Genomic DNA, 16,332 nt, shown 5'->3' on the forward strand with positions numbered 1-16,332 from the left:
AATAACGATGATTATTACAAACTCATAAAATGCTTTACCCGTGGCTTTGCGGTAGCACACGTAAAATAACCGCCCCTGTGTTCACAAGTAGGTGTTGCCCCGTTAGATGGACAGGTATTTGATTTGAAGTTGTGCTTCATCCTCAGATACTACAATGATTTGTAGCCCCGTCACGGTCGCCTAAAGGCGAGGGATTCATGACAGAGCATGTTTATCATGCGCGTGGTAAAGCCGTACCTGAGCACGCTTGATGTCATGTAGGAAACCTAAACCCACATGTGTTTCTTATTCCCCTACCCCATTAAGGGGAATAATGTTTCCTTACCCACCTGTGTTTCCATTAAATAAATAATCTAAAAATCAGGGCGAAGCCCCCGAGCGAAGCGAAGCGGAGCGACCACAAGAAGACGTAACTCACCCCGAAGGGGTGGGGAGAAGAACAACACTAGTCGTAAGTCTTCATAATCTTTGATATGATGAATTTATCCATAATTAGGGATGTGATAAATAAAATGAATTTCCCTACACAATTAGACGGTGCAGAAGTCTTAAAAACTACAACTAATGATAAATCACGCAAATTAAGTTCAGTCATATTTGAAGAAGAAGATGGAACTACTAATGAAGTTCATATAACTGCATTAGCAATAACAAAATACAAGGATGATGATAGATACTATCTGTTCTTGTGCGACTGTAATTGGGAAGTTGTTAACGACTTCCTTCTTGATACTATGAGTGAAGCAATGGAGTGTGCAAAAATGAACTTCTCTGTAGATTCAAATGATTGGATTACTCTTATTGATTAACTCCTAACATTTATTTTCATCATTTTCAAAATTATTCGCAACAGCCCCCCACCATAGAACGATGGTTACCTTGGAGGGGGAATCAACAATGAAAATTGAACGCACATTCGTAGGAACAGCTTCCCTAGAGGATATTTTATCCTCTATACTAAGCCATCAGATTGACACTATCGAAGCCGAAAAGTACGATAATGATAGAGCAAATGTCATTCCTTCACACATGGAAGGAGTGACTGAACAATGAAGTGCGCTATTTATGCTAGAGTAAGCACGAAGAGAGAAGAGCAGAAGAACAGCTTGCAGAATCAAATCGCCTTAGCCGAAAACATTGCTAAGGAACAAGGGTTTACAGTTATTGAACGGTACATTGACAACGGAATAAGTGGTTCAGGTATTAAAAATCGAACTGAGATTTTGCGATTACTGGATGATGCTAAGAAGAAAAAGTTCGATGTAGTTATCGCAAAGTCCGTTTCACGGTTGGGTAGAAATACGGTTAATAGCCTTAACACTGCTGACACTTTGGAAAGAAATAGTATAAGACTGATTTTGCCTGAAGATGGCTACGATACCAAAACTAGCAAGAGCAGATTGATGTTTAATCTGAGGGCGGTGTTAGCCGAAGAGGATAACTTGAGCCTCTCCAACAAGATTAAATGGGGGCTTAAATCTAGTGCAACTCAAGGAAACCGAATCGCATCTGTACCTCCTTTTGGCTACCGTACCAATCCCGATACAAAAAAGTTGGAAGTTGACGAAAATGCCGCCCCCATCGTAAAAGAAATTTTCAGGCTTTATTTGCATGACGGTATGGGTATGTTTGGGATTAGTAATCTCCTTATGCGCAGAGGTATTCCTACACCGAGAGACATTCAGGAGCGGCAAACGCAGGGAAGAAATGGCATCAGAACACGATTAAAGGCATCTTGACTAATCCAGTCTATACGGGCAAACAAGTATTCCATCGAGAAGAAACAACAAGTTTGTTAGCCGAATCTGAGACTTACAAGGTTAGGCGTAAGATTAGTGAAGAAGAACAAATTGTCATAGAGAACTCACATCCTGCCCTTATTAAAGAGGATGACTTTACTGCCGCTCAAGAACAAATGAAAAAGAGGGGCAAACACAAGAGCAATGGTAATGAAAGTCTGTTCTCGTACATCCTTAAATGCCCTGATTGTGGAAGTGGCATGCACTTCAAACCCGACAGACGGAAGGGTGCATACGTCTGTGGTGGTTACGTTAAATACACATCTGCCCATTGCACTTCCCATATCATCGAAGAAAAGGTACTTCTTCAAGTAGTTAAGAATGACCTGAAATCCTTGATAAAGGATACTGTGAAGATTGATAGTCTTTACGGAATTGCAGAAGAAAAAGCCTTGGCTGTTCAGTCTCTCGCTCAAAGGGAACTGAAACGTGTGGAGAAGCAATTAGCAGAACTTGATAATCGTTTTGATAAATTGCTGTCCTTACATGTTGAGGGGGCTATTACAACAGACCAATTCAAGCATCAGAATGAGCGTAACGCCCTTCAACAGCAAGAACTGCTTAACAGGAAGGCTGAACTCATTGTAGCCTTAGAAGAAGGTAAGAACCTCGCAGAACGTAAAGAAGCCTTTAGGAAGGAAGTTGAACGCTTCATTGACCTCGACATTAGCGATGAGCAGGTATTGAAGCAATTCCTCCAAAGGCTTATCCAAACAATCGAAGTATTCGAGGATGGAAAGATTAAGATAATCTATAACCTTTCCAATCCTCTCACCTCGAATTAAGGTACAGTTTATTGGACTGTATCTTTTCTTTCAAGTCTCACTGTCACCTCCACATGACTCGTCTGCGGGAACATGTCCACCGGCTGCGCCCACTCCAGGGAGTAGCCGCCGTCCAGCAGCACCTTGCAATCCTTCGCCAGGGTCGATGGGTTACAGGAGACGTAGACGAAGCGCTTCGGCTTGGTCTTGAGCACCGATTCGAGAAAACGCGGGTCAAGGCCGGTCCGCGGCGGGTCAGCGATGATCACATCCGGCTTGAAGCCGGATTTCACCCAAGCCGGCAGCAGCTCTTCCGCTTGTCCCGTATAGAAGGAAGCGTTCGAGCGTCCATTGCGCTCGGCGTTATCTTTAGCATCCTGTACAGCTTCAGCAATGCTCTCAATGCCCCGAACTTCACGAGCATAAGGTGCCAGCCATAGGCCGATCGTTCCTGTACCGCAGTAGGCATCCACAACGGTTTCCTTGCCGGTCAAGCCGGCAGCAGCACGAACGGATTCATACAGCTTGACGGTCTGCAGCGGATTCAGCTGGAAGAAGGCGCGAGGGGAGAGGGTGAATTCCAGATCGCCCAGTGACTCCTGAATACCTTCCTCACCCCAGAGAATGTGGGTGCGGTCACCAAAGATCAAGGAGGTGTTCCGCGGATTAATGTTTAGGGCAATGCTCGTAATCCCTGGCAGAGCAAGGCGAAGCTCCTTAATTAGGCGCTCCTGCTGGGGTACCCGATCATTCACGGTGACGAGCGTAACCTGCAGCTGCCCAGATTGAAATCCCCAGCGGACGACGATGCTGCGGACAAGCCCTTGATTGCTGCGCTCCTTATAAATTGGAATGCGCAGATATTCTAGCACATTGCGCACCTTATCGACGGCTGCATTGATTTCCGGATGCTGAATCGGACAGCCTGTAATGTCGACCAGCTCGTGCGAACCTGTGGAGTAGAGGCCGGCGATCACACCCTCCTGGCGTTCTCCTAGCTGAAGCTGAGCCTTATTCCGGTATCCCCAAGGATGCTCCATGCCGAGGATGGGCTGTAGGCGCACGTTCTCCATCCCGGCATACCGAGCGAAAGCTTCGCGAACGAGATCCTCTTTGCCCTGCAGTTGTCCTTTATAGGACATATGTTGAATTTGGCAGCCTCCGCAAATGCCGAAGACGGGGCAGGGGGCATCCACACGCTCTGGTGACCGCTTTTCTATTTCACTGATCGCAGCCGTGATATATTTAGGCTCCGCGCGTTTAACGGTAGCTTTGATGACCTCTCCAGGAATGGCGCCTTCAATAAACACAGCCTTCCGCCGATAGTAGCCCACCCCTTCACCATTGATGCCTAGGCGCTTAATCGTGACGACAATCCGGTCACCGACTTTCAGCTCTTCAGCCCCGGCAGTGCTGGCCGCAGCACGCGGCTTTCCTCCGGGCTTGCCTTGTCCATGGCGGTTGCCCCGGTCACCGGGTTTCCCAGCCGAGGAGTAGGCCTTTGAGCCACTTTTCTTATTTTTGCTCTCTATCCCCGTACGTGATTGTTCACTCTTCATATACAGTATCTTCTCCATCTTCGTTGTTATTGTGTCCAATATACCATGTAGAGGAAGTGAAAACCATGCGGGGTTTTGGCAGGCAGAGCAAGCAAATGTGTGCGGCTGTGGCTGTTGGGCCTGTACGAGGTTCACTTAATTGTCTGCTGTCCTCTGAGACAGGTACCCGGCTAGCCCGGTTATTGCTCATTTCTATGAACATCGGTAAACTTGAACTATATCAGGTTGCTTCGTTTAAGGCGGCTTTTCGCCTTTTTAGCAAAAATAAGGAGTTAAATGAACAATATGAGTACACAAATACAGTCGCTGGCCGAGGCGCGTGAGCTGCTGCAGAAATATTACGGTTACCCAGATTTTCGGGAAGGTCAAAAAAGTATCGTAGAGAGCCTGCTCCAGGGACAGGATACGCTGGGAATCATGCCGACCGGTGGAGGCAAGTCCATCTGTTATCAAATTCCTGCCCTTTTGCTGCCAGGGCTTACTCTGGTCGTATCGCCGCTGATCTCCCTGATGAAGGATCAGGTCGACGCCCTGACAACGATGGGCATCTCTGCCGCTTACATCAACAGCACCCTTTCGGGCAAAGAAGTGAATGATCGCATCCGCGCGGCTAAGCGCGGTGAGCTGAAGCTATTGTACGTCGCTCCCGAACGGCTGGAGCTGGACTGGTTCCGTGACGAGATGAGCACGCTCCTCATTTCCTGTGTAGCTGTGGACGAGGCGCACTGCGTATCCCAGTGGGGACACGACTTCCGGACAAGCTATTTAGCGGTCTCGCCGTTCGTTGACAGCTTGCCGGAGCGTCCGATTGTCGCAGCGTTCACGGCAACGGCTACGCCAGAAGTTACGGAGGATATGCTGGTCCTTCTGCGCCTTCAGGACCCGGCCGTTTTTGTAACCGGACTCGGGCGCGACAATTTGGCCATGTCCGTGCTGCGCGGGGAGAATAAGCGGGAGTATGTGCTTAATTATGCGCGAGCGCATACCAGTGAGCCTGGAATCATCTATGCCGCCACGCGTAAAGAGGTCGATGATCTGTATGAGCGGCTTGGACAAGCGGGAATCCCTGCTGGCAGGTACCATGCTGGTCTGCCGGATGAAGAGCGCGAGCATATGCAGGAAGCTTTTCTATATGATGATATCCGGGTGATGGTAGCTACGAATGCCTTCGGTATGGGAATCGACAAGTCCAATGTCCGGTATGTTATTCACTATAATATGCCAAAGAATATGGAGGCTTATGTCCAGGAGGCTGGTCGCGCCGGGCGTGACGGTGAACCGAGCGATTGCATTCTGCTGTTCAGCCCGCAGGATATCATGACCCAGAAGTTTCTGATTGAGCAGAATCCGCAGGATGAGGACCGCAAGCGCAATGATTACCGCAAGCTTCAGCAGATGGTGGAATACTGCTATTCGAACCGCTGTTTACGCTGGTCGATGCTGGAGTACTTTGGCGAGAAGCATGATCAGAAGCCCTGCGGCATCTGCAGCTCCTGCCGGGACGAGCGGGAGCTGGTGGACATGACCCGGGATGCGCAGATTATTTTCTCCTGCATCCACCGCATGCGCGAACGCTTTGGCGTATCCTTGGTTGCTTCGGTGCTGAAGGGGTCGCAGAACAAGAAGGTGCTCCAGTACGGATTTGACAAGCTGCCCACCTATGCCATGATGCCCCGGCGTTCTGAGAAGGAAATCTCCGAGCTGATCAATGTGTTTATTGCAGAGGGCTATTTGGCACTTAGTGAAGGGCAGTACCCTGTGGTCAGATTAACACCGCTTGGAGTAGATGTGTTGAAAGGGCAGCACCAGGTGATGCAGCGGGCGCCTCAGCCTGCTTCACCACAGACGGGCAGGGGCCGGCGCGGACAGGCGCAGGATCTTGGGCCATCGGCTGTTAACGAGACGGTCTTTGAGCAGCTGCGGTTGATTCGGCGGGATCTTGCCCAGCGTGATCAGGTGCCATCCTACATTATTTTTAATGATGCTACCTTGCGCGAGATGAGTATTATCTGCCCGCAGACGGAGCAGGAGATGCTGCGAATCAAGGGGGTCGGTGAAGTGAAATACCGGAAGTATGGCCGCCCGTTCCTGGAATTTTTTCAAGACCAGGGCACAGCTGTAGTGGAAGATGACTACGAATAAGAGGGAGCTAGTCACTGATCCTAGCTTGATAAAAGAAGGGTGTAGATTCAGATGAAGGTTGTATTGGCCACATTAAATGCGAAGTATATCCATACCTCGATGGCGATCCGGCTGCTCAAAGCCTATAGTCAGCATGAGTTCGATATTGATCTTGCCGAATACACCATTAAGGACCCCGTTATGAATATCGTGTCAGATCTCTATCGCAGAAAGCCGGATGTGATCGGATTCTCCTGCTATATCTGGAACATCGAGGAGACGATCAAAGTGATTGAGATCCTGAAGAAGGTCATGCCCGAGACGGAGATCGTGCTGGGAGGACCGGAGGTTTCTTACGATACAGAGCACTGGATGCAGCGTATTCCTGGCGTTGATTATATTGTCATGGGGGAAGGGGAAGAAACCTTTCATCATTTGCTTCAGACGATTCAGGGAGATCGGAAATTTCATTTTGTCTACGGCATTGCGTATCGTAAGGGCGAGGAGACTGTCATCATGCCAGCTCGGCCGAAGAGCGATCTGAACACCCTGCCTTCGCCGCATCGCTTCCCGGAAGACCTGCCCGATCTTAGCAAGCGGATTGTCTATTTTGAGACGAGCCGCGGCTGTCCGTTCAATTGTCAATTTTGTCTATCGAGCATTGAGGTAGGCGTAAGATATTACGATATCGAACGGGTGAAATCGGATATTCTTTATCTAATTGAAGGCGGTGCGAAGGTGATTAAATTCCTGGACCGTACCTTTAACATTAACCGGAAATACGCCATGGAGATGTTTGAGTTTCTCATTGAAAATCATAGGGGCTGTGTATTCCAGTTCGAGATCACGGCGGATATTATGCGGCCCGAGGTTCTGGATTATTTGGCAGAGCATGCGCCGCCGGGCATCTTCCGATTTGAGATTGGAGTACAGTCTACCCACGATCCGACGAACGAGCTCGTAAAGCGGCGCCAGAATTTCACGAAGCTGTCCCGCACTGTGACGAAAATCAAAGAATCCGGCAAGATCGATCAGCATTTGGATTTGATTGCCGGTCTGCCGTTAGAGGATTATGCGACCTTCCGAAAGACCTTTAACGATGTCTTCGCGATGGAGCCGGAGGAGCTTCAGCTTGGCTTCCTGAAGATGCTGCGCGGGACAGGCCTTCGTCAGGATGCAGAGAAATACAATTATACTTATATGGATCATGCCCCCTATGAAATTCTGAGCACGCAGTGGCTGCCTTTTGAGGATATTATTCGGCTCAAGCGGCTGGAGGATGTGCTGGAGAAATATTGGAACGCCCACCGGATGGATTATACCCTGCGGTATTTAATGAAGCATGAATTCGATTCGCCGTTCGACTTCTTTCAGGAGTTCGGCAATTATTGGGAGGAGCGGGGCTGGCAGCGGATCGGACATCAGCTTGAGGACTTGTTCGTTCGATTGAATGAATTCCTCGAAGAGCGAAGCTTAAAGCATCCCGAAGTGGTCCTGGGTCTGATGAAGCTTGATTATCTGCTGGGCCATAAGCACAAGCCACGCAAAATATGGTGGAGCGACCCTCTGCGCAAAGCAGACCTGGCACCGCTGCTGCGGCAGCTTCTTCAAAATCCGGAGCTGATCTCTTTCGAGTTTGCAGCACGGGGCTTGGGAGAGCGCGAGCTTCAGAAGCTGATGCATGCGGAGGAACTGCCGTTCAATCTTCGTGAGGTGCTGGATGGGCAGGATGGCGGCAGGGCGCCTGAGCCATCTCTGATGCTCTTCTTCTATTCGCAGAATGAAGCGAGTAAGCCGGAGTTTTATGTTCTGCCGCGGCTAGAGCCTTTAGCTCTAGATTAGAATAGAGTTATAGCTTAGAGGGCAGAACGGCACCGGGATAAGGAATATTGGGAATGGTTGAGAATCTAAAATTAGGTTGTCCGCTGATATAAGCACAGAAAGAACCGGAAGACCGTCCTGGTCTTTCGGTTCTTTTGTAATCCAGTAGGAAGTTATAAATCATCTTGTTCTGAGGGTTCATCCTGTACTGCTTAATCTGAAGGGGCAGAGGATGAAGAGAGTTGAAGCTGGCGGTTGAGCCAATACAGCACATCTTCGGTCACCTCATCCCGGTTAAGCTCATTCAGCAGCTCGTGGCGTGCATGTGGATACAGCTTCCAGTCTACCTGCTCAAGGCCCAGCTCCTTATAGGCTTCAATGAGCCTATGTACTCCTTTGCCATTAAGGCCCACGGGATCTTCTTCACCGCTGAAGATGAACACAGGTTTGTCTTTCGGTATTTTGGCCATGTGTTCAGGGCGATGGATTTCCCGCAGCAGACCGAAGAAGTCGTAGAAGAACCCTGCGCTGCAAAGGGCACCGCAGAAGGGATCCTCAATGAATTTATCCACCTCGGTCTGATCTCTAGTCAGCCAATCGAAGGGGGTTCGAACCGGTGCAAACTGCCGGTTATATCTGCCAAACACCAGTGCGTTTAGGAGCAGGCTGGGATGCTGAGCGCCTTGCAGCCGGACTTGCGCCGATGCCAGCAGCTGGCCTGCCGCAAGTCCCCCCTGCCCGCCGCAGCTTCCGGTCAGGAGGAAGCCGGTGTAAGGCTCCGGGCTCAGGTACATCGTCTTCTGGACGAGGAAGGATCCCATACTATGCCCTAATAGAAAAAGGGGAATTCCGGCATGACGCAGCCGGATTTCGCTGCCAAGCAGCAGGAGGTCATCCACCATGCCATTGTGGCCATCCGGACCTGCATATCCGAGATACTCAGGGTATCCGGCTGTCTTCCCATGCCCCCGGTGATCATTGGCATATACAGCGAAGCCTTGCGCTGTAAGCTCACGGGCGAATCGCTCGTATCTGGCCGACGTCTCTGCCATACCATGGGAGATCTGAACGATTCCCCGCGGTGCATGTTCCGGATCTTGTACCCAGTAATTGACGAACACCTTCTGTCCTTCGGAATTCATAAGGGTAAAGGGAAGTGTGACCATATGAACTGCCGCCTCCATCTATATCTACATGTATATTAGAGTTCCTCCAGCTGTGCCGGTTCAAAAAACTCGATGCGTTCCCCATCCGGGCCGTTGAAGAAGAAATAACGGCTGCCGCCTTCAAGGGTGCGAATCTCTTTGTCGAGTCCAGACAGGCCAAGGTTAGCGATCCGCTCATATTCCTGCTCAATGTGATCTACTGTGAAGGCGATGTGATTTACGCGTCCTTCATGGGCCAGCTCTTCAGGAGCCTTCTTGTAGACCAGCTCTACCTCAACACTGTTCTGGGAAGGAAAGGTAAGAAAGGCCAAGCGAACGTCGGCTCCAACCTCACCAACCGTATGTAACAGCTTTAAACCGATGACACGAATATAGAATTCAATCGAGTCTTCAAGAACGGAGACTCTGATTCCAACATGCTCGATCTTTCGTACACTCATTAGAATACCCCTTTTATATATATCGTTATTTTTTCTCTATAGCTACAAGATAAGGAGCGGCTGGCCGCTGCAGCTGGCGGTAAATAATCGCTTGTCCAGCTGCACCAGGTATTTCGGATGCCCACCGCTCTACCTGAGCGGCTTCCTGGTCTCCTCCCGGATGTCCCGGATATAATACGGCGGTAAGAATGCCCCGGGGACGAAGCAGTTCGAGTGAGGCGTTAAGCGCTGTAAGCGTGCTGTCCGGCACGGTGATAATCGCCGCATCTGCACCTTCTGCCGGCAGGTAGCCAAGATTGAACATGATCCCGCCGATCTGTCCGTGCGCCGCTTGGGGCAGAGCATCCTTCATCTCGGCGTGGCTTCGTTCAAGCAGGGCAACCTCGGCCAGAGCATGTTCTGAAGCTGCGGCCTTGGCAAGGCGTTCAGCGGTCAGCCGGAGCGCTTCCGACTGGATATCGAAGCTGTACACCTTTCCGCGCCGCCCGCAGCATCTGGCCAGGAACAGCGTATCGGCCCCTGTGCCAGCAGTGGCGTCTATGGCCAGATCGCCTGGCGAGAGCCGTTCGGAGATAAGGCGGTGAGCCATGCTTAATACGGAGAGAAAGCCCATAGGATCACCATCACCCTCTCCAATACTTGCCTTGCCAAGTATCACGCTGCTTCAACTCGGCGTCAATGCCATTGAGTACTTCCCATTTCTTCAGGCTCCACATCGGACCAATCAGAGCATCGCGCGGCGCATCTCCTGTCAAGCGGTGCACGATCATCTCAGGCGGAAGGAACTCCAGCGTATCGACAATCAGCTTAATGTACTCATCCTTCTCCAAGAAACGAAGCAATCCAGCTTCGTATTGCTTCACCATAGGAGTCTTGCGCATAAGGTGAAGGAGATGGATTTTGATGCCTTGTACGTCCATATTAGCCACGGCTCGCCCGGTTTCAAGCATCATTTCGTGTGTCTCTTGAGGCAAGCCGTAAATAATATGGGCACATACCCGAATCCCCCTCTTGCGGAGCTTCTCGACAGCTTCCAGGTAACACTGGGTGTCATGGGCCCTGTTAATGAGCTGTGAAGTGGATTCATGTACGGTTTGCAGACCCATCTCTACCCATAAATAGGTGCGTTCGTTCAATTCAGCAAGATAATCAACGACATCATCTGGAAGGCAGTCTGGGCGTGTGGCAATGGAAAGGCCGACTACGCCCGGCTGCTCGAGAATGACCTCGTAATATTCCCGGAGCTCCTCGACAGGGGCATACGTATTCGTATAGGCTTGGAAATACCCGATATATTTGGCGTTCGGCCATTTTTGATGCTGGCGGTCGCGAATCTTGTTGAACTGTGTAACCAGGTCATCCCGCCGGCTGCCGGCAAAGTCTCCAGAGCCTCTGGCGCTGCAAAACGTGCATCCGCCTTTGGCAATGGAGCCGTCCCGGTTGGGGCAGGTAAATCCCGCGTCCAGCATGACCTTAAATACCTTCTCTCCGAATTGCTCCCGCATTTCGGTGTTCCATGTATGAAATCTCTTGTCTCCCCACAGAAGCGGGGAAGCAGCAGTTAGTTGTGTACTCATGGATAACTCCTTTGTAGCCCTAATATGAAATAACCGCTGTCCTGTCAGTTACCGGGGACAGAAGTAGCGGAGAACGATGCCTCACTCATTGTATCAAAAAAACGCCAAAAAGGGGAAATTCCCGCACCTGGCTTTCTTGCTATAGGAATATAAATATGCTATTTTTGATTTAGCGCCAAGCATTACGCACTGGCATCATCCTATCGAGAGCTGCAATTGGCGCGGACTTCGAAGTTTGCCCCACCTCATGGATTGCCTAGCTTCCAAGGATGCGGTAGACTTAGAACGACAAATTTCGTTGGACCCCAATTCCAAATATACGAAGAAGGAACCCTGCAGCTGTTTTCCGGCGGCTTTAGGGTTCCTTTTTCCATATATGACTTTACAATTATTCGGATCTTCGGCACAATATAATCTTGAGTAGACGAGCAATTGAAGAATGCGGAGGAATAATATGCGCTTACGCGGCAGAAAAGGGATAAGAGAGAGTCTGGAGAGACAGCAGGATCTGGTCGTTCTGGACCCTAAGGAATATAGAGGACGCTGGAAGGAACGGTTTGGGAACGACCATCCGATCTATGTCGAGCTTGGCATGGGTAAGGGACAGTTTATCAGCGGCATGAGTGTGAAATATCCGGAAGTGAACTTTATCGGTATGGATATGTATGATGAGCTGATTCGCCGCGGCAGCGAGAAAGCGCGTGCGGCTTGGGAGGATCAGGGGGTAGAGCAGCCTCCGAATCTGGCTCTTGCGTTAGGCAACATCGAGTTTATTGAGGAGTTCTTTGCACCGGGCGAGCTGGAGCGCATCTATTTGAACTTCAGCGACCCATGGCCGAAGGCACGTCATGGACGCCGCCGGCTGACGCATCCGCGCTTCCTGGAGAAGTACAAGCAGATTTTGAACGAGAAGGGAGAAATTCATTTCAAGACAGACTCCCAGACGTTGTTCGAATTTTCGCTCAATGCGTTTGCCGCAGTAGGAATGCAGATGAGTGAAATTTCTCTGAATCTTCACCGTGACGGTCTGAATGATAAGCATGTGATGACCGAATATGAGAGCAAATTCCATGCTCAGGGCATGAATATTCATCGCATTGAAGTCATGGTGGGAGAAGAGGCTGTTCGTAAGTATCATGAACGCAAGATGGATGCCTTTTAAGCAGCAGTAAATTAGGGATAATCGAGTAGGAGGCTATTCATTAGATGAGTAGCCGACCTCTCACACCACCGTACGTACCGTTCGGTATACGGCGGTTCAACCGCATAAGTGCAATTTACGTAAACGCTCGTATTGCGCAGGAAAGTCATAATATCCTGCCTGTACGAGCTTTTTGTTTGTTATGGAACGAGACAACACTGGACTTCCGGCGATGCGCCAGTACCCGAGACGGGAATTGCCCCACTGGTAAGCCTGCCATTCCGGTATCCCCAGCTTCCGCAGGTTTTGTACTTTTGTTCGCGGCTTTTTCCACTGTTTCCAGATGTACATCCGCAGTCGTCTTCGCAACCATTCGCTCCAGCTTTGCAGGATCCGTTTCATGTCGGCCACATAGTAGTAACCAATCCATCCCCGAATGTAGACTTTTACCTTTTCCATGACTTGGCGAACATTTCTGCCCTGGCTGCGACTTGTGAGTTCTTTCAACTTCTTCTTCGCTTTTGCGAGGGATTGTCCATGGGCACGGATATACATGCCGTTCTTGTTCTTTCCCAGGGCAAAGCCGAGAAATTTGAAGTGCTTTCGAGCCACTACGCTACCGACCTTACTTTTCTGCGTATTGATCTGGAGTCTCAGTTTGGTCTCCAGGTACTTTCCGCAGGATTCCAGTAGCCGCACCGCTGCCCGTTTGCTTTTGGCAAGCACCACAATATCGTCCGCATAGCGGATGACGTTCACTCCGCGGCCTTTCATCTCTTGGTCAAATTCGTTCAGGTAGATGTTCGCCAGAAGCGGCGACAGGGGGCCTCCCTGAGGGGAGCCTTCTTCTGTTTTGCAGTGCACCCCGTTCTCCATAACCCCACTTTTCAGGTATCTCTTAATCAGTTCGGTTACGCGTCTGTCCTGAATTTGTTTGCGCAAAAGATGCATAAGCAGCTCATGATTCAGCGTGTCGAAGTATTTGGAGAGGTCGATTTCTACTGCGTAGCCGTATCCCTGTTCTGCATAGTCTTTCACCTTGCGAATGGCCTGTTGTGCGCTCCGACCGGGGCGGTAGCCATAGCTTCCCTCCGAGAAGAGCGGCTCGAACAGGGGCTGGAGCTGCTGGGCGACTGCCTGCTGAATCACTCGGTCTACGACCGTGGGTATGCCAAGCTTCCGTACTCCGCTTCCATCTGCTTTGGGAATTTCCTTGCGCCGTACTGGGCTGGGCTTGTATCTGCCTTCCCGGATCTTTTGCAACAGCTCGTCTCTATGTTCCTGCAGCCAGGGTAGCGCGTCTTCTACGGTCATTCCGTCGATTCCTGGCGCTCCATGGTTGCGTTTGACCTGTTTGTAGGCTCTGTTCAGATTGTCTCTGTCCAGAATCTGCTCCAGCAGGTCTGTTGCACCGCCTCTTTCTTTACGTTCCCGAGTGCCGGCGCTCCGCACTCCCGCATGCTCTTCGCGTTCCACGCTATCCCTTTGCAGGTAGCCCTTTCGGTATTCTGCTTTCATCGCGTCAGCTCTCCTTTCGGTATGTACTCGAGACTTACGATTGTTCGGCCCTTCCCCGAAAAAAAAACCTTCCGGGTACTATGGCCTCTGCTGACTTCTCACAGCAAGCTTTACTCCGTCTTTCGGTTTTTTTTTCCTACTTGTCGTCTGTGAGACCTCCCCGGGTAAGAGCGATAACCTTCCCCTCATCTATCTGCCACATTTACACCATGGGATTCGGGCAGTATTGGACTTTGCTTTGTAGTGCAAGCTCGTCCGTCCCATGATGCCTTCTATGTGATTTCTGTTCGTCAGACCGAGGGTTTGCCTCCGGCTTCCTTCAGATTCCGCCTCGCGGCGGACACCCTTGCCTTCAGCTAACAGTTCCTACTGCCAAGCCTGTAGCGGACTTTCACCGCCGAGTTATCGCCCATGCCGGGCGCACACCCAAAAAAAAGGATGTTCTCCGTCAGGAGAACATCCTTTTTTTGGTCTGTTCCAATAATTCAATAATTACACGCGCACTGCCCATCGGATGATAACGGTCTATGTGATCCAGTACCTCCTGGCGTTTGCGGACGACCTCTTCATAGTTGTCCGTCAACTGGTGAACCCAATTCGTAATGACATCGAGCGAGGTGATCGGAGTTCCCCAGCCCTGTGAAGCGAAGTATTGCGAATTCTCCTCTTCCTGTCCAGGAAGAGGTTTATGAAACAGCATGGGAATCCCTTTGGCTAAGCCTTCGGAGCAGGTCATGCCGCCGGGCTTGGTGACCAGTAGGTCCGATACTTCCATTAACTTGTCAATTTCGCGGGTAAACCCGAATAAATGAATATTAGGGTGGCGAAACCGCTCATCTTCTTCCATTCTCTGCATCGATTTCTTGTTGCTGCCGAAGCAGAAGATGATCTGAATCTTGTCACGATAGCTGGCCAGCAGGGAGTTGACGGCTTCATCCTTCATGAAGCCCCAGCCTCCGCCCATCACAAGCACTGTAGGCATATCCTTTAAATGAAATTGAGTTCGGATTTCCTCTTTGCTATGACGTTCCCAGAAGTTAGGGTGAACGGGAATGCCAGTTACTCGAATCTTGGAGCTGTCCACCCCGCGGTCGAGAAGCTTCTCCTTGACCAAATTGGTTGAGACGAGATAGCAGTTCACTTCCCGGCTGATCCACGTTCCATGCGCGTCATAATCAGTAATAACAGTGCAGAGCGGCACGTCTAAACCAAGGCGTTTAATGCGGGAGATGACCGCGCTTGGAATCGGATGCGTGCAGACGATGACGTCGGGATGCAGCTGCCGGATTAGTTGTGTTGTATGCGTATAAAAAAGGCGGTGAAGCGCAAGCGTAGTGAAGCGGTTCAACGATTTTTTATAATTGCTTCGGTACATCATCCGCACGAGACGAGGCTGGGAAGATACCGTTTTCTTGTACGCTGTAATGATGAGGGGCGCTACTCTTGGATTTAAAAAGCTGCCAAGCTCAAGTACTTTCGTCTGCACGTTCGGCGAAGTTTTGCGTAAACTGCTGGAGAGTGCGTAAGCAGCTTGGGTGTGACCCGCGCCAAACCCCTCAGATAGTAGTAATACTCGTTGTTTTTGCACTTTAGTTTCACCTTTTCCTGCAAGGTTTTACCATAGTAATAACAATAGCCCCTTTAAGGCCATATTGCAACCGTTCCTAACGCGACCAAGGTGCCGATCACTCCGCCTGCAGCGACATCGGAAGGGTAGTGAAGCCCCAAATAAATTCGAGATATGGCGACAAGTAGGGCGGTGGGAATTAGGATTGTGGCGAGAACAGGGCTTGCTGCGATAAAAGGAACGGTGAGCGAGAAGATTGCTGTTGTGTGGCCTGAAGGGAACGAATGATCCTTGAGCGGATTTCTGAATGTATTCGTTCCAGGCAGCGTCAAATAGGGACGAACTCTCGGGTAAGTCTTCTTGGTTAAAGCAACAGGGATGTGACTAAGCGCTAGTGCAGCAAAAGCGATTAATCCCACTCTGCTCCATGGCTGGGGCGCAAAGGCCCAAATGGACAGGCTCGCTAGAATCGTAAAGGTGGCACCGCCCAAATTCGTTAAATAATAAAGAATAAAATTCAGTGAGCTATGATGAAGCCCGGTGTTAATTCCTACAAAAAGCCGCTGATCCAACTGCTTGAACTTGGTTAACAATCGCTCCATAGGAATCCCTCCGCATCGTGTCTGTAAAGCCTTAAAGGCTTATCGCTTAAGATGGGGTTTACGGCAATTCGTACAAGTCAATCATATTTTTTATTTAAACTCATTTCAAGAAGGATCGCCGTTTTGAAGGTAATTGTTTTAATTTTTGACTTTGCTATCTCTAAACCGATACAATGATTCAAATGATAACAAAATAGTTTAAAGGAAATTGAGTGGTTTAGTAAACTTTTGCGCCTATTCTTTCGTCTGTGTTAGTG

Annotated in this window: 15 protein-coding genes; 7 read left to right on the plus strand and 8 right to left on the minus strand. The window is 50.0% G+C overall.

Annotated elements, in window-relative coordinates:
- Positions 1 to 473 precede the first annotated feature (473 nt).
- The 4 genes from DCC85_RS06500 (at position 474) to DCC85_RS23305 (ending at position 2,584) form a co-directional block, all read left to right on the plus strand.
- On the plus strand, positions 474 to 809 hold the full coding sequence (locus DCC85_RS06500) for a hypothetical protein (protein WP_234414367.1): 336 nt from the start codon (positions 474 to 476) through the stop codon (positions 807 to 809).
- An 88-nt stretch (positions 810 to 897) separates the two neighbouring features.
- Positions 898 to 1,053: a hypothetical protein gene (locus DCC85_RS22905; protein ID WP_159081804.1), complete on the plus strand. Its 156-nt coding sequence runs from the start codon at positions 898 to 900 to the stop codon at positions 1,051 to 1,053.
- Entirely contained in the window at positions 1,050 to 1,739 is a 690-nt protein-coding gene (locus DCC85_RS23300; protein WP_234414368.1) for a recombinase family protein, read from the plus strand. Before DCC85_RS22905 ends, DCC85_RS23300 begins: the two co-directional genes overlap by 4 nt.
- The gene (locus DCC85_RS23305; RefSeq protein WP_234414369.1) at positions 1,736 to 2,584 is read left to right on the plus strand and encodes a recombinase family protein; all 849 of its coding nucleotides are present in this window, start codon (positions 1,736 to 1,738) and stop codon (positions 2,582 to 2,584) included. The genes DCC85_RS23300 and DCC85_RS23305 overlap by 4 nt, the downstream gene beginning before the upstream one ends.
- An 8-nt stretch (positions 2,585 to 2,592) precedes the next feature.
- Here DCC85_RS23305 and rlmD read toward each other — a convergent pair whose 3' ends face one another.
- Positions 2,593 to 4,140: a 23S rRNA (uracil(1939)-C(5))-methyltransferase RlmD gene (rlmD, locus tag DCC85_RS06510; RefSeq protein WP_442789537.1), complete on the minus strand. Its 1,548-nt coding sequence runs from the start codon at positions 4,138 to 4,140 to the stop codon at positions 2,593 to 2,595.
- 267 nt (positions 4,141 to 4,407) lie between these two features.
- On the opposite strand from rlmD, the gene recQ reads away from it, so the two are divergent.
- Positions 4,408 to 6,264, plus strand: a complete 1,857-nt coding sequence (recQ, locus tag DCC85_RS06520) for a DNA helicase RecQ (RefSeq protein ID WP_108464849.1) — start codon at positions 4,408 to 4,410, stop codon at positions 6,262 to 6,264.
- Between the two features lie 51 nt (positions 6,265 to 6,315).
- Positions 6,316 to 8,085: a B12-binding domain-containing radical SAM protein gene (locus tag DCC85_RS06525; protein WP_108464850.1), complete on the plus strand. Its 1,770-nt coding sequence runs from the start codon at positions 6,316 to 6,318 to the stop codon at positions 8,083 to 8,085.
- A gap of 191 nt (positions 8,086 to 8,276) precedes the next feature.
- Here the strand turns inward: DCC85_RS06525 and DCC85_RS06530 are convergent, their stop codons facing one another.
- Genes DCC85_RS06530 through DCC85_RS06545 form a run of 4 tightly spaced genes read right to left on the minus strand, consistent with a single transcriptional unit; the run spans position 8,277 to position 11,247 of the window.
- Positions 8,277 to 9,206, minus strand: a complete 930-nt coding sequence (locus DCC85_RS06530; RefSeq protein WP_234414370.1) for an alpha/beta hydrolase — start codon at positions 9,204 to 9,206, stop codon at positions 8,277 to 8,279.
- A 59-nt stretch (positions 9,207 to 9,265) separates the two neighbouring features.
- Positions 9,266 to 9,670 (minus strand): VOC family protein, encoded by a 405-nt coding sequence (locus DCC85_RS06535; protein ID WP_108464852.1) that lies wholly within the window; start codon positions 9,668 to 9,670, stop codon positions 9,266 to 9,268.
- A 25-nt stretch (positions 9,671 to 9,695) separates the two neighbouring features.
- The gene (locus DCC85_RS06540; RefSeq protein WP_108464853.1) at positions 9,696 to 10,283 is read right to left on the minus strand and encodes a tRNA 5-(aminomethyl)-2-thiouridylate-methyltransferase MnmM; all 588 of its coding nucleotides are present in this window, start codon (positions 10,281 to 10,283) and stop codon (positions 9,696 to 9,698) included.
- A 10-nt stretch (positions 10,284 to 10,293) separates the two neighbouring features.
- On the minus strand, positions 10,294 to 11,247 hold the full coding sequence (locus tag DCC85_RS06545; RefSeq protein ID WP_108464854.1) for a tRNA modification radical SAM protein MnmL/YtqA: 954 nt from the start codon (positions 11,245 to 11,247) through the stop codon (positions 10,294 to 10,296).
- Between the two features lie 454 nt (positions 11,248 to 11,701).
- Here DCC85_RS06545 and trmB point away from each other — a divergent pair, with 454 nt between their 5' ends.
- Entirely contained in the window at positions 11,702 to 12,409 is a 708-nt protein-coding gene (trmB, locus tag DCC85_RS06550) for a tRNA (guanosine(46)-N7)-methyltransferase TrmB (protein ID WP_108464855.1), read from the plus strand.
- Between the two features lie 96 nt (positions 12,410 to 12,505).
- Here the strand turns inward: trmB and ltrA are convergent, their stop codons facing one another.
- From ltrA to DCC85_RS06565, 3 genes are all read right to left on the minus strand, one after another.
- Positions 12,506 to 13,906 carry a group II intron reverse transcriptase/maturase gene (gene ltrA / locus DCC85_RS06555; RefSeq protein ID WP_108463800.1) on the minus strand — a complete coding sequence of 467 codons (1,401 nt, stop codon included), beginning with the start codon at positions 13,904 to 13,906 and terminating at the stop codon, positions 12,506 to 12,508.
- 448 nt (positions 13,907 to 14,354) lie between these two features.
- Positions 14,355 to 15,494, minus strand: coding sequence for an MGDG synthase family glycosyltransferase (locus DCC85_RS06560; protein WP_108464856.1), 1,140 nt, complete (start codon positions 15,492 to 15,494; stop codon positions 14,355 to 14,357).
- Positions 15,495 to 15,547: 53 nt separating this feature from the next.
- Positions 15,548 to 16,075 (minus strand): phosphatase PAP2 family protein, encoded by a 528-nt coding sequence (locus tag DCC85_RS06565; RefSeq protein ID WP_108464857.1) that lies wholly within the window; start codon positions 16,073 to 16,075, stop codon positions 15,548 to 15,550.
- Positions 16,076 to 16,332 lie beyond the last annotated feature (257 nt).

Source organism: Paenibacillus sp. CAA11 (assembly GCF_003060825.1).
Lineage (GTDB): Bacteria > Bacillota > Bacilli > Paenibacillales > Paenibacillaceae > Fontibacillus.

Bases quoted from the DNA above. Each gene is read 5' to 3' on its own strand.
- DCC85_RS06535 (WP_108464852.1), bottom strand. From the start codon at position 9,670: ATGAGTGTACGAAAGATCGAGCATGTTGGAATCAGAGTCTCCGTTCTT.
- DCC85_RS06540 (WP_108464853.1), bottom strand. From the start codon at position 10,283: ATGGGCTTTCTCTCCGTATTAAGCATGGCTCACCGCCTTATCTCCGAA.
- DCC85_RS22905 (WP_159081804.1), top strand. From the start codon at position 898: ATGAAAATTGAACGCACATTCGTAGGAACAGCTTCCCTAGAGGATATT.
- ltrA (WP_108463800.1), bottom strand. From the start codon at position 13,906: ATGAAAGCAGAATACCGAAAGGGCTACCTGCAAAGGGATAGCGTGGAA.
- DCC85_RS06545 (WP_108464854.1), bottom strand. From the start codon at position 11,247: ATGAGTACACAACTAACTGCTGCTTCCCCGCTTCTGTGGGGAGACAAG.
- recQ (WP_108464849.1), top strand. From the start codon at position 4,408: ATGAGTACACAAATACAGTCGCTGGCCGAGGCGCGTGAGCTGCTGCAG.
- DCC85_RS06530 (WP_234414370.1), bottom strand. From the start codon at position 9,206: ATGAATTCCGAAGGACAGAAGGTGTTCGTCAATTACTGGGTACAAGAT.
- DCC85_RS23300 (WP_234414368.1), top strand. From the start codon at position 1,050: ATGAAGTGCGCTATTTATGCTAGAGTAAGCACGAAGAGAGAAGAGCAG.
- DCC85_RS06525 (WP_108464850.1), top strand. From the start codon at position 6,316: ATGAAGGTTGTATTGGCCACATTAAATGCGAAGTATATCCATACCTCG.
- rlmD (WP_442789537.1), bottom strand. From the start codon at position 4,140: ATGGAGAAGATACTGTATATGAAGAGTGAACAATCACGTACGGGGATA.
- DCC85_RS06565 (WP_108464857.1), bottom strand. From the start codon at position 16,075: ATGGAGCGATTGTTAACCAAGTTCAAGCAGTTGGATCAGCGGCTTTTT.
- trmB (WP_108464855.1), top strand. From the start codon at position 11,702: ATGCGCTTACGCGGCAGAAAAGGGATAAGAGAGAGTCTGGAGAGACAG.
- DCC85_RS06500 (WP_234414367.1), top strand. From the start codon at position 474: ATGATGAATTTATCCATAATTAGGGATGTGATAAATAAAATGAATTTC.